Raw genomic sequence first — 12,059 nt, 5'->3', positions numbered from 1 at the left:
GCGCATCCGCGTCACAGGCCCTTGAGCATGCAGCCCAGGATCAGCAATGCGCCGGCGAGCAGGAGCGCCCATCGCCCCAGTTCCCACGGCAGCTGGATACCCGCGAGCATCTCCAGCGCTCCCACCAGCCACAGGACGATCGCGATGCCCAGCGTGATGCCGCGGGGAGACTGCGGGCGGATGTAGAAAGCCATGCGACGCTCCGAGCAGGGGGGCGCGGAAGAGGAGAGCCCAAGTTAGGCGCGCGCGGAGCTGGGGGACAAGCAGCGCGCCGCCCTGGCAGATCAGTCGGCGGCGGACTGCTCGGGCACGGCGGGGAATTCGTCTTCTTCCTCGATATCCGCCTCACCCATCTCCGGCCACATCGGCTCGATCTTCTCAATATCAGTGGCCACGGGCGAGTAGATCACGTGCCACATGTCCCATAGCATCTGCCCCGTCATCCAGAACTCCACGCTAACCCCGAATAGGCGGGCCAGCCGCAGGGCGGTATCGGGCGTGAGGCTACGCTTCCCATTCACCAACTCGTTTACACGCGGGTACGAAACGCCGATGCGCCTGGCGAGTTCGGCCTGTGTCATCCCCGTCGGCTCCAGAAATTCGTGCAGCAGCATCTCGCCCGGGGAACTCGGAGGGCCACCGATCGGGAGCATGTGGTGGATGTGCACGCTCAGGCTTTCGGCCGCCGCCGTCCGATGTGAGTGTCGTTTGATGGCCATCATGGCTCCTCATCAGTGGTAGTCGACGATCTCAACGTCCCCCGCGCCCCCTTCTTCCCATCGGAAGCAGACACGATACTGGTCGTTGATCCGGATGCTGTACTGCCCGAATCGGTTCCCCTGCAACGCCTCTAGGCGATTTCCCGATGGCGTGCGCAAATCTTGAAGCCTGTTCGCTCGCTGAAGGCGCTCGAGCCGCGCGCGTGCCGACGGCCACAGAATGGGAGGGCAGGTTCGCCGCGCTGCCCGGGTATCGAGCTTCACCGAAACGTCGTATGTGCCCTGATCTCTGAACGAGACGATCATCGTACGGGCGGGAGGGCTGGGGGGGGCGAGTGGCCGTCCAGATCCTCTCCTCGCCGACTATAACGGATAGCGTTATACGTAGCAAGAGTGTGCATCGTGGACAGACGGGCGCGGTACTATGCTCTCCCGTCCCATCCTCCGCAACCCCATGCACTTAACTGGTACCACGTGTGGCGGGATGTGAACGGGGTGCACAGCCCGGCACGCGTTCTGCTCGGCCGTGTCTTATGGATTACCCTCGAATTTTCCTGCTGTCGCCTGCGTACTCCGGGGGCAAGCGCGGGCAGATGGTGATGCGCGACGCGGCCTCGTTTCCACTCGCGCAGAAGCTGCGCGAGCCGGGCGGCGCGCCGCTGGGCGACGTGTTCAGCTTTCTCAGCGGGTTGTACTTCCGAGGCAAGATCGCCTACTCCCGCGCCTTCGCCGCGCCGCCGGCGGGATTGCCGGGTGCGCTCGTGATCACGCCGACGCGCGGGCTGGTGCCTCCGGAGTCGCCCATCCCGCTCTCGGTGCTGCGCGAGTTCGCCGAGCAGGGCGACGTTTCGGTGACCAACGCCGGCTACCGCGGGCCGTTGGAGGAGCACGCGCGGGCGCTGAACGAGGCGGCCGGGCCGGGAACGGCATTCGTTCTGCTGGGAAGCGTGGCGTCGGGCAAGTACGTCGACGTGCTGGCGGGGATCTTCGGGGAGCGGCTGCTGTTTCCCGTGGACTTCGTGGGGCGCGGCGACATGAGCCGGGGCGGGCTGATGCTGCGCGCCGCCGCCGACGGGCCTGAGCTGGAGTACGCGCCCGTGCTCGGGGCGGTGCGCACCGGCAGGCGCCCGCCCAAACTGTCACCTCGATCGTGGAAGAAATCCGCCCCATGACGCCACGCGCCGCACAGCCCGCCTCTCCCCGCGCCAAGCCCAGGGCGGCCTCGCGGCCCCGGCCCGCCACCGCCAGCGTTCCCGACGCCGAGGCCACGCCCGACATCATCCCCCAGAAGGGCAAGGCGTGCGAGGTGCGCGTCGGCGGGCGGGCGGTGAACCTCACCAACCTCCACAAGCCGTTCTGGCCCGAGCTGGGCATCACCAAGGGCGACCTGCTGCGCTACTACGTCGCCGTTTCGCCGTACCTGCTGCCGCACCTGGTGGACCGCGCCATGGTGATGAAGCGCTATCCAAACGGGTGGAACGGCAAGTTCTTCTTCATGAAGCGCACGCCCGAGAACGCGCCTTCGTGGCTGAAGACCTGCTCCATCGAGCACGCATCGGCGAGCGTCATCGACTTTCCGATGGTCAACAACCTGGCGTCGCTGCTGTGGCTGGTGAACCTGGGGTGCATCGACCTGAACCCTTGGTACTCTCGCTGCGACGACACCGACCGGCCGGATTACCTGCACTTCGACCTGGACCCCGTGCCCGGCGCCGACTTCGCGAAGGTGCGGCAGACGGCGCTGATGGTGCGCGACAACCTGCGGAAGCTGGGGATGACGTCGTACGCCAAGACCACGGGCTCCAGCGGCATCCACGTGTACGTGCCCATCGTGCACGGGCCCACGCAAAAGCAGGTGTGGAGCTTCGCCAAGGAGTTCGCGCGGGCGATGGAAAAGATCGATCCCGCGCTGGTGACGGCCGAGTACCGCGTCGCCAAGCGGCCGCACGGGCGGGTGCTGGTGGACTACAACCAGAACGCGTGGGGCCGCACGCTGGCGTCGGTCTACTCCGTTCGCGCCAAACCGGGGGCCACGGTGTCCATGCCGGTGACGTGGGAGGAAGTGGAGGGCGGCGTCGAACTGGAGGCGTTCGACCTGCGCAACGCCCCCGCGCGGCTGGCGAAGACGGGTGACCTGTGGAAGCCGCTGACGCAGAAGCGCGGACGGTTCAACCTGGCGGGGCTGCTGTGAACCTGCCGATCGCCACCGACTTTCCCGTCGCCGAAAGCGAGCAGTGGGACGAGCTGCCGACCGGCGACGAGTGGCAGTATGAGCCCAAGTGGGACGGCTTCCGCTGCCTGGCTTTCCGCGACGGCGACGAGGTGGAACTCCGGTCCAAGGCCGGCAAGCCGCTGGGCCGCTACTTTCCCGACGTGGTCGACGCCCTCCGCGGGCTGAACGCCAGCCGGTTCGTGCTGGATGGCGAGATCGTCGTTCCCGTGGGCGACGCGCTGTCGTTCGAGGAGCTTCAGCTACGCCTGCACCCGGCGGCGAGCCGCGTGAACAAGCTGGCGGCGGCGCATCCCGCGATCATGGTGGGCTTCGACCTGCTGCTGGGCGCGCGCGGCGGCCCGCTGACGGACCGCCCCCTGCGCGAGCGCCGGGAAAAGCTGGAGGCGTTCGCCGGGCAGTTCTTCGGCGGGGCCGTGCGCCTGTCGCCCGCCAGCTGCAGCGAAACGCAGGCGCGCGCGTGGCTGGAGCAGGGGGAGCGGGGGCTGGATGGGGTGATGGCGAAGCGGCTGGATCTGCCGTACCTGTCCGGCGAGCGCACGGGGATGGTGAAGATCAAGAACGTCCGCACGGTGGATTGCGTCGTCGGCGGGTTTCGCTACGCGCAAAAGGAGCCGATCGTCGGATCGCTGCTCCTGGGCTTGTTCGACGACCAGGGCCTGCTGAACCACGTGGGGTTTTGCTCGGCGATCAGCCGCGAAGAGCGCGAAGCGCTCACGCCGCGGCTGGAGGCGCTGCGCGGGCCGCCCGGCTTTACCGGCTCTGCGCCCGGAGGCCCCAGCCGGTGGACGCGGATGAACGAGCGGTCCACGGAATGGGAGTCCCTGGCGCACGAACTTGTCGTGGAAGTGGGCTACGACCACATGAGCGGCGGACGATTCCGCCATGGGACCAGGTTCGTCCGCTGGCGCCCCGACAAGGCCCCGGAGCAGTGCACGTACGCACAGCTCGGGGTGGCGGGCAGGTCGTCGCTGCGGCTGCTGGCTGGATAGCTGAGACAGGTATGAGCGTAGTTCGTGTGCGTGGCCTCGGCTGCCGTGGGGCCCTCACCCGGCCGCGCTGACACGCGTGCCACCCTCTCCCACAAACAGCGTGGGAGAGGGGGTACACCCCAGGGTGGAGGCGTGGGTGGGCAGGCCCGGCGCGCGGGCCGGCGCCCCCCATCCCCAACCCTTCCCCCGCAAACGGCCGCAGGGGAAGGGAGCCAGTACGGTGCACCTTCCCAAGCCGAAGTGCAATCGAATTCTCCCTCTCCGGATGCGCAGCATGCGGGGAGGGGCCGGGGGAGGGGCCCACCCGCGGCATGCGCCGGCCTCCATCGAAACTCACCTTGATCACGAGGCACAAAAAATCCGCCCCCAGCCCGGAATCCCGGGCGGGGGCGAATCTTCACATCACCTTCCGTGCGTCAGCGCACCGTGATCTGGCGCGCCATCCCGTGGGCGATGTGCGGCTTGCCGTCCTTGGCGTCGGGCAGCATGCAGAGCAGCGCGTACTCGCCCGGCTGGAAGTCGGCCGTGATGTAGTTCACCTCGCCGCGGTCCAGGCCCGTGGTCCCGGCGACGGGGCGCCCCGGAGGGGGCCCGTTCTCGTTCATCATCCACGCCATCATGTCGTGCAGCGTCTTGCCCGGGGCCAGCTGCACCAGGACCACCTCGTGCGGCTGCACGGCCACGTTCTGCACCTTGATGGTCCGGCGCCCCGCCGTGAGCTCGGTGTTCGTGGCGAACGAGTAGTCCGCCAGGTTCATGTCCAGGTCCGCCACGGGAGCCGCGGCCGGGGCGCCTTCCGCGGGAACCACGGTCAGCGGCTTTACCATTCCCTTGGCCACGTGCGGTACGCCGTCCTTGGACGGAATGAAGCAGAGCATGGCGTACGTGCCGGCCTTCAGGTCCAGCGTGGCCTCCGACACGCCACCGCCCGGGACGGGCGTGTTGGGCCCGCCCACGAAGTGCACCCAGGGCGGCGGCGGCCCGTCGTGCCCGCCCATGCCCTGCATCAGCTCCTGCACGGTGTGCCCGTCGTCCAGCCGCACGAGTTGAACGTGGTGCAGCTCGGTGCCGTCGTTCACAAGGCGGATGGTCGTCATCCCGGCGGGGATGGTGGCCGGCGACTGGTAGGTGAAGTCGGCGGCGGTGATGGTCACCACGTTGGGCGCGGCGGCGGTGTCGGCCGTCTTGGCGTTGCCCTGCGTGCAGGCGGCGGAGGCGGCGGCGAGCGCCAGGGCGGCAAAGAACTTCAGCGAGGTGCGTTGCATTTTCGTCGCTCCGAGGTCGGCGTTCCCCGTCGTCGTCGCGGGGAGGTCAGGCTCCGGGGCACCGTGCCCCGGAACGCGCCACAAGGATAGGCGGTTCTACCCATGCCTACATGAGTCGGTTGACCCAGACCAGGGCGGTGCCCCGGTAGCAGTTTCCGAAGGAGGTGCGTGCTGCTCCAGAGGTTTGGAATCCAACTTGCTGATCTGCATTGGCTTGCGTGCGGAACGGCCGATTTCAGGACGAGGCGGGGTAGGCCGAATGGGTCGCCCGACCTTTGACCCGCCCGGCCATTCGCCGCATATTATCTCCCAACCGGAGCCCTGCCGTGCTCCGGCACAGGCGCGGAAATGGTCCGCGTGAAACCTGTTTCGTAAAGGATCGAGCGATGAAGAAATCTGTCGCTGGACTGTTCGCGGCCGTCGCCACGCTGGCGTTCGCGGGCACTGCCCAGGCCCAGATCTGCGCGGGCTTCCCGTCGTCCGACCGCGGCTTCTACTTCGGCGTGCGCGCCGACTTCCCGGAAGACGTGGATTCGTACGGCGTCGAGGCCAACTACAACTTCTCGGGCCCGCTGGGCGTGTACGGCGGGCTGAACGTGATCTCGGCCGAGGACGGGGAGGAGGGCGAGGACAACAGCCTGGACGAGCTGTACGCGGGCGTGGCGTTCGAGGCGGTGTCGCTCGGGCTGATGGTTGGGCCGCGCGTGTCGGCATGCGCCGTCGGTGAAGTGCGCAACATTTCCGAGGACGGCTTGAACTACACCGAGATCCCCCTTGGCGTCGGCATCGGTGCCAGCCTCGGCATTCCCCTCGTGGAGGCGGCGGGCTACGTGCAGCCGCAGGTGGTGTTCACCCGCGCCAGCTTCGAGGACGAGGACGAAACCGACACCAACTTCGGCATCAAGGCGGGTGCCACGCTGGGGCTGGGCCTGGTGACCGTGGGCGGTGAGGTGCGTCACATGTTCCTGTCGGACGACGCTCTCTCCATCCGCGATGAGACGACGTTCGGCATTCGCGTCGGCATCGCGCTCTGATTTCACCCGCAGTTGCACAAGCCGCCGGGCGCACGAAAGTGCGTCCGGCGGTTCTCTCTTTCAGGGATGTCGAGCGGACCGATGTTATCCCGATGGAGCGGCCACGGGAGAGCTGCCGGATGCACCATCGATGGAAGCGACTGAGGGATCTGCCACACACGGCGCGCGATGCCACCGACCGGGGGGCACGAGCCTGATCGCGTTGCTTCCTCTCGCCCCGGCGCGCGATCCAACCCAGAGAACTGCAACTGCGGGCCTCACGCAGAGCCGCAGAAGAGAACGGCAGAGGGAACGTGGACAACGACAAGAGGCCCCATCCGCGGCGGCGGATGGGGCCTCTCCTCTTGATCCAGCCTGCGCTTAGTAGATGTAGACCGGCGTGCCGACGGGGGCGTTCTCGTAGACGAACTGGATGTCGTCGTCGAACAGGCGCACGCAGCCGTGGGTGCCCCAGAAGCCCACGGCCAGCGGATCGTTGGTGCCGTGGATCAGGATGCCGTCGCCCGTGTCGAGCTTGAACTTGCCCAGCACCTCGGGGATCTTGCGGTTGACGGTGCCGAACGGCGGAATGTACAGCACGCCGTTGAACATCAGCGGGCGCTCGGCGGGGATGGCCTCGAACTCGCCCCCGCGCACGATTCCAACCTTGTCGCCGCGCCGCACCACCCGGCCGCTGTCCCCCAGCGAAATGCCGCCCGCGGGGAACGGACGCACCACCTCGGCCTGGCCCCAGTAGTGCCAATCGGGCGGGTTCCACAGCGGGTTTTCTTCCTTGGCCAGCACCGTGCGGCGCCCGCGCGGGGTGGAAAAATCGTAGCTGCCGATGCCGCGTGGCCCGCGCACCACGCCCATCCCCACTCCTGCCGCCGCCTCGATCAGCGTGTCCTGGCCGTTGATCAGCCACAGCTTGCGGTCGTAGATGGATACCACGATGCGCCGGCCCGTCGCCGTGTTCGCCGCGCGCCGCCAGCGCACCCACTCCACGCTGTCGGCGCGGTTGCGGGGCGCGGTGGGCGCCGGGTCGGGGTTGTCGACGCCCAGCTGCCGCAGGCGGTTTTCCATCAGCTCCTCGCGGGTCACCAGCCCGCGCGGGCGGTTGTCCACCATCTGCGCCGGCGTGCCGGTGCCCTGCGCTTCCGCCCCGGGCACGGCCGCGCAAATCCCGAGCGCCGCCAGCCACAGGGCCGTAACCATCCGTTTTGTCACAGTACAGCTCCCGCGGGGTGTAACCGAAATCCAGGTCTATAATTGGGGCCAAACATCCGGCGCGTCAATGCCGGGCGCACGCACGAGCGGGCCCCGGGGACGCCCGGAGCCCGCTCCCGCCGCCATCGGCGCGGTTACGGCCGATGGCTGTTTCCCACGCCGTACCCGGTGTAGTACTGGCCGGTGGGCACGCCGCCGCTGCTGCCGTTGCGGAAGCGCTCCATGCCGTACGGCCCGTACGCGCCGTAGCGCCCGCCCATCCCGCCGTCGGCATCGCCCACGCCCATGTTGCCGGCGTTGTACTCGCCGCCGCCCGAGCCCAGGTTGCCCGTGTTGCCGCCGCGGTAGTCCGCACCGTAGCGGCCCATTCCGCCACGGTTCGCGCCGCCGTAGCCGCCGCGCATTCCGGGCTCGTCCATGTCGTTGCGGTAGCCGCCGCCGTACCCGGCGTTCCCCTGGCTGCCCATGTAGCCGCGGCCCCCGACGTGGCCGCCGTACCCGCCCTGGCCGCCGCCGCGATAGCCGCGGTCGTCGTCCCAGTCCACATCCGCGAAGCCGTGTGAGGGGCGGTAGCCACCGGTGTCGTGGCTGCTCCAGCCGTCACGCCCGTGGCCGGCACGGTAGCCCGCGTCGTACCGGTTTCCGCCGCCCTGGCCGGTGTAGTTGGTGCCGGTGTACCCCGAGCCGAAGTTGCCGCGGCCCATTCCGCCGGTGTACCCGCCGTTGACGTCGCCCATCTCGCGGTAGCCGCCGTGCTGGTTCCAGCCGCCGCGGTCGTGGCCGCCGCCGTACATGCCGCCGTTGTGCATCCCGCCGCCGCGGTAGTCGTGGCCGTAGTCGTCGCGGCCGCCGAACCAGCCGCGCACCGTCTCGGCCGCGCGATCCATGAAGTTGCGGTTCCCGTAGTCCCGTCCGTAGTTCATCCTCCGCTCCTTTTCCCGGGTTCTCCGCCTGCTCCCGCCGCGTGGCGGCGGGGTGGGCCCGGGTTGCAAGAGGCGGGCCGCTTTCCGTCCCTATCTCCTTGCTAGATGGTGCTTTGACTCGGCTTTAGGGGCGCCTGCGCCAGAACCCGCCACCGGTCGGCCGCGTTGACAAACAGGAGTGTGCGCCGCAACGTTCACCGGCCCCACCCGTCCCCATCGCACGTCCTCCCCTTCCGGGCCTCCAGGCCCGAACCCGCTGCGCATTCGAATGCTTTCGCCGCGCCAGCAAGCCACGCTCGTCGCCCTGTGCAGGCGCATGGTGCCCCTGCCGGACGAGCCCGACCCGTCCGCTGCGCGGCTGGCCCGGGCCGTGGAGGTGCGCATCGGCACGCTGGACGCCGAGCGTGCACGCCGCGCCGGGTTCGTGCTGAACCTGCTGGATTCGCGCCTCGCTGGGCTGGCCGGCGCGGCCCGGCCCTCCGGCTTTTCCGCGCTGGATTCGGCGCGGCAGGATGCGTGGCTGCGGCGGTGGGAGGTGAGCCCCGCGCCGGCGCTCCGCACGGCGTTCCAGGCGCTGCGCCGGCTGGTGCTTTCCACCTGGTACGCCGATCCCGCCAACCATCCGCCCGGCTACCGTGCCCCGTTCCACCTGCGCCGTCCCGAGCTTGCGTGGGAGGGCCCGCTCCCCGGGCCCAACCAGCCGGACGAGCCGGTCGCGCGGACGGGCGCGGGAGGGCCGCGGAGCGCGCGGGTGATCTCCATCCGCCCGCAGCTGGATCTGCTGTCGGACCCGGAGATCAGCGGCGTGGTGCAGGGCGCGCGGCTGCGGGGCGACACGCGGGTGCGCGCCGGGGTCTGCGTGATCGGCAGCGGGGCGGGTGGAGCGGTGGCGGCCGCACGCCTGGCCGAGGCGGGCCACGAGGTGGTGCTGCTGGAGGAGGGTGCGTTCTGGCGGGCCGAGCAGTTTTCGGAACGCGAGTCGGAGATGATGCCGCGCCTGTACGCGGATGGGGGAACCCGCGCCACGGACGACCTGTCGATTCCCCTGCTGCAGGGCCGCGCCGTCGGCGGGGGCACGACGGTCAACTGGCTGGCGATGCTGCGCACCCCCGACTGGGTGCTGGACGAGTGGGCATCGGAGCACGGGGCGGTGGGGATGCGCCCGGCCGACATGGCGGCCGTGTTCGACCGCGTGGAGGAAGAGACGTCGGCGCGGCGCGTGCCGGACGACGCGCACAATCCGCCCAATCGCGCACTGCTGGATGGCGCCCGCGCGCTGGGGTGGAGCGCGGGCGCGGTCCGCGTGAATGCGCACGGGTGCGTGCGGTCGGGCTCGTGCGGGCTGGGGTGCCGGTACGGCGCGCGGCGCGGGGCGGCGGACGTGTACGTGCCCGCCGCGCTGGCCGCCGGCGCGCGCCTGTTCACGGATGTGCGCGTGGAGCGGATGGAGCTGGCGGAGCGCGGAGGCGGGTCGCCGCTCAAGCGGGTGCACGCCACGGTGCTGGACAGGGAGACCGGCACGCCGCGGGGCACCCTCGTCGTCGAGGCGCCTATCGTCGTGGTGGCGGCGGGCGCGGTGGGCACCCCGGTGCTGCTGCAGAAGTCGGGGATGGGCGGCGGTGGCGTCGGCGACTTTCTGCGGCTGCACCCCACGACGGCGGTCATTGGCCGGTACGCGCGGGAGATGTACGGCGGGGCGGGAATCCCGCTCTCCGCCATCTGCGACGAGTTCCTGCGCGGCGGTGACGGATACGGGTTCTGGATCGAGACGCCGCCGATGTACGCCGGGCTGGCCGCCGCGTCCATGCCGGGGTTCGGCGCGCCTCACCGCGACCTGGTCGAGGCGGGGCCCCACCTGGCGTCGATGATCGTGCTGGTGCGTGACGGGGCGGAGCGCGGCCGGTCCAGCGGCGGGGTGACCGTGGATCGCGCCGGCCGCATCCGCATCCGCTACCGGATGTCTTCGCCGGACCGCGACCGGCTGCTTCGGGGGATGGAGGCCGCGGCACGCATCCAGTTCGCCGCGGGCGCGGAGGAGGTTTCGACCCTTCACGCCACCGCCTGCCGGATGCGCTCTCCCGCGGAGCTGGGGACGATCGCGGCGCGGCCGGCGGGCCCCAACCAGCTGGGGGTGATGTCGGCGCACGTGAACGGCACCTGCCGCATCGGCAACGACCCGCGAATCAGCGGCTGTACGCCCGACGGCGAGCGGCACGGCGTCCCCGGTGTCTACGTGGCGGACGGCTCGCTGCTGCCCACCGCACCCGGCGTGAACCCGCAGGAAACCATCATGGCCGTCGCCACGGTGGTCGCCGAACGCATCGCCACCCGCCACCCCGCGGGACGGTCCGGCAGTGCGGGCAGTACTGGCGCTTTGGTCAGCAGCAGGTAATCTGCTCCGAGTCGTTCATCTTTCGGAGCAGAAGGAGGGCTGGACCTGTGCCAATGACCGTAGCGCAGGTAGTCGCAATGCTGGAGGCGGATGGTTGGGTTCTTGCGCGGACGAAGGGAAGCCATCGTCAGTTTAAACACCCGGTGAAACGCGGAACCGTCACCGTTGCCGGGAAGCGGAGCAAAGATGTGCCACCGGGGATATTGAAGAGTATCGTCAAACAAGCATCGCTGGAGTAGCCAAATGGAATACGCGATCGTCATCGAAAGGGGCGAAACCAGCTACGGCGCTTATGTTCCGGACCTGCCAGGCTGTGTCGCCGTGGGAGATTCAGAAGCGGAAGTACGCGCCCTCATCCGTGAGGCCATCGAATTCCATCTGGACGGGATGCGGGAGGACGGGGAGCCGATCCCCCCACCCGCTTCACGGGTGGAGTACGTGAAAGTGCCGGTGGCGGCGTAGGATTCTGCTCGCTCTCGGCCTGCCTCTTGCACCCCGCGTGGTACTTGAGCGCGGCGTGCGCGCCGCATTTCGAGAGGTCAGACAACACCGCCGGAGGCCGGAGTGGATCCCAATCAGAACCCCAACTGCGTCTTCTGCCGCATCATCGGCGGGGACGAGATGGTGAGCGTCATCCACGAGGACGAAGAGATCATCGCGTTCCTCGATATCCAGCCGCTGCACCGGGGGCACGTGCTGGTGGTGCCCAAGGAGCACTACAAGAACCTGTTCTACGTTCCCGAAGAGCTGGCGACGCGCACGTTCGCCGTGGCGAAGCGCATCCTTCCCGGGCTGCGCAAGGCGACCGGCTGCCGGGCGGTGAACATCTTTTCGCCCAACGGCGCCGACGGCGGACAGGACGTGTTCCACTTTCACGTGCACCTGATTCCGGTACCCAAGGACGCGCCGTTCCCGCTTCAGCTACCGGACCCCAACGCCGAGGTGCCCACGCGCTCGCAGCTGGACGTGATGGCCACGCACATCACGCGTTGCGTGCACGACGAGGACGCCGACGCGTATGCCGCCGCCGCCCCGCAGGAGCAGCCCGAAGCCGAGCCGGCGACGGCCTGATCGGCCCAGTGGCGGATGGAATGGAACTGCCCCGCGCGATGCCTGCGCGGGGCAGTTTGCGTGGTGGGTGCGGGTCGGCCGACGGATCTGCCGCGCAAATCGAGAGATGCCGTGGTGCCCGCGGTTGGGGAGCGCTTCGGCGAGTGTGTGGCGGATTCCTCAGTCGCTGCGGGCGGCGGTGTGCGGGCCGGGTTGGTCGTGGCCGCTCCTTCGGAATGACAACCGAG

The 12,059-nt window shown here is 69.3% G+C and carries 14 protein-coding genes; 8 read left to right on the top strand and 6 right to left on the bottom strand.

Going from position 1 to position 12,059, the window contains the following annotated elements; genetic code table 11:
* Nucleotides 1–11: 11 nt before the first annotated feature.
* From VF632_RS27010 to VF632_RS27000, 3 genes are all read right to left on the bottom strand, one after another.
* Nucleotides 12–194, bottom strand: coding sequence for a hypothetical protein (locus tag VF632_RS27010; protein ID WP_331026072.1), 183 nt, complete (start codon nucleotides 192–194; stop codon nucleotides 12–14).
* A 90-nt stretch (nucleotides 195–284) separates the two neighbouring features.
* Nucleotides 285–722: a HigA family addiction module antitoxin gene (locus tag VF632_RS27005; RefSeq protein WP_331026071.1), complete on the bottom strand. Its 438-nt coding sequence runs from the start codon at nucleotides 720–722 to the stop codon at nucleotides 285–287.
* 9 nt (nucleotides 723–731) lie between these two features.
* The gene (locus tag VF632_RS27000; RefSeq protein WP_331026070.1) at nucleotides 732–1,025 is read right to left on the bottom strand and encodes a type II toxin-antitoxin system RelE/ParE family toxin; all 294 of its coding nucleotides are present in this window, start codon (nucleotides 1,023–1,025) and stop codon (nucleotides 732–734) included.
* 227 nt (nucleotides 1,026–1,252) lie between these two features.
* Here VF632_RS27000 and VF632_RS26995 point away from each other — a divergent pair, with 227 nt between their 5' ends.
* Genes VF632_RS26995 through VF632_RS26985 form a run of 3 tightly spaced genes read left to right on the top strand, consistent with a single transcriptional unit; the run spans nucleotide 1,253 to nucleotide 3,941 of the window.
* Complete coding sequence (locus tag VF632_RS26995) at nucleotides 1,253–1,891, top strand: hypothetical protein (protein WP_331026069.1); 639 nt, start codon at nucleotides 1,253–1,255, stop codon at nucleotides 1,889–1,891.
* Nucleotides 1,888–2,910 (top strand): non-homologous end-joining DNA ligase, encoded by a 1,023-nt coding sequence (gene ligD / locus VF632_RS26990; RefSeq protein ID WP_331026068.1) that lies wholly within the window; start codon nucleotides 1,888–1,890, stop codon nucleotides 2,908–2,910. The genes VF632_RS26995 and ligD overlap by 4 nt, the downstream gene beginning before the upstream one ends.
* Nucleotides 2,907–3,941, top strand: a complete 1,035-nt coding sequence (locus tag VF632_RS26985; protein WP_331026067.1) for an ATP-dependent DNA ligase — start codon at nucleotides 2,907–2,909, stop codon at nucleotides 3,939–3,941. Before ligD ends, VF632_RS26985 begins: the two co-directional genes overlap by 4 nt.
* A 416-nt stretch (nucleotides 3,942–4,357) precedes the next feature.
* Here the strand turns inward: VF632_RS26985 and VF632_RS26980 are convergent, their stop codons facing one another.
* Nucleotides 4,358–5,206 (bottom strand): hypothetical protein, encoded by an 849-nt coding sequence (locus VF632_RS26980; protein ID WP_331026066.1) that lies wholly within the window; start codon nucleotides 5,204–5,206, stop codon nucleotides 4,358–4,360.
* A gap of 386 nt (nucleotides 5,207–5,592) precedes the next feature.
* Between VF632_RS26980 and VF632_RS26975 the strand changes: the two genes are divergently transcribed.
* Nucleotides 5,593–6,240, top strand: coding sequence for a hypothetical protein (locus VF632_RS26975; RefSeq protein ID WP_331026065.1), 648 nt, complete (start codon nucleotides 5,593–5,595; stop codon nucleotides 6,238–6,240).
* A gap of 360 nt (nucleotides 6,241–6,600) precedes the next feature.
* Here the strand turns inward: VF632_RS26975 and VF632_RS26970 are convergent, their stop codons facing one another.
* Together VF632_RS26970 and VF632_RS26965 are read right to left on the bottom strand one after the other, a co-directional pair.
* On the bottom strand, nucleotides 6,601–7,434 hold the full coding sequence (locus tag VF632_RS26970) for a L,D-transpeptidase (RefSeq protein WP_331026064.1): 834 nt from the start codon (nucleotides 7,432–7,434) through the stop codon (nucleotides 6,601–6,603).
* Nucleotides 7,435–7,580: 146 nt separating this feature from the next.
* Nucleotides 7,581–8,369 (bottom strand): hypothetical protein, encoded by a 789-nt coding sequence (locus VF632_RS26965; protein ID WP_331026063.1) that lies wholly within the window; start codon nucleotides 8,367–8,369, stop codon nucleotides 7,581–7,583.
* 268 nt (nucleotides 8,370–8,637) lie between these two features.
* On the opposite strand from VF632_RS26965, the gene VF632_RS26960 reads away from it, so the two are divergent.
* The 4 genes from VF632_RS26960 (at nucleotide 8,638) to VF632_RS26950 (ending at nucleotide 11,832) form a co-directional block, all read left to right on the top strand.
* Nucleotides 8,638–10,761, top strand: coding sequence for an FAD-dependent oxidoreductase (locus VF632_RS26960; RefSeq protein ID WP_331026062.1), 2,124 nt, complete (start codon nucleotides 8,638–8,640; stop codon nucleotides 10,759–10,761).
* 53 nt (nucleotides 10,762–10,814) lie between these two features.
* Nucleotides 10,815–11,000, top strand: a complete 186-nt coding sequence (locus VF632_RS28145) for a type II toxin-antitoxin system HicA family toxin (RefSeq protein ID WP_349264038.1) — start codon at nucleotides 10,815–10,817, stop codon at nucleotides 10,998–11,000.
* A gap of 4 nt (nucleotides 11,001–11,004) precedes the next feature.
* Nucleotides 11,005–11,223, top strand: coding sequence for a type II toxin-antitoxin system HicB family antitoxin (locus VF632_RS26955; RefSeq protein WP_331026061.1), 219 nt, complete (start codon nucleotides 11,005–11,007; stop codon nucleotides 11,221–11,223).
* 102 nt (nucleotides 11,224–11,325) lie between these two features.
* A complete protein-coding gene (locus VF632_RS26950; RefSeq protein ID WP_331026060.1) occupies nucleotides 11,326–11,832 on the top strand; it encodes an HIT family protein in 507 nt (168 codons plus the stop codon).
* Nucleotides 11,833–12,059 lie beyond the last annotated feature (227 nt).

It is taken from the genome of Longimicrobium sp. (genome assembly GCF_036388275.1).
Taxonomy (GTDB): domain Bacteria; phylum Gemmatimonadota; class Gemmatimonadetes; order Longimicrobiales; family Longimicrobiaceae; genus Longimicrobium.
This window is presented reverse-complemented; position numbering and strand designations above follow the sequence as displayed.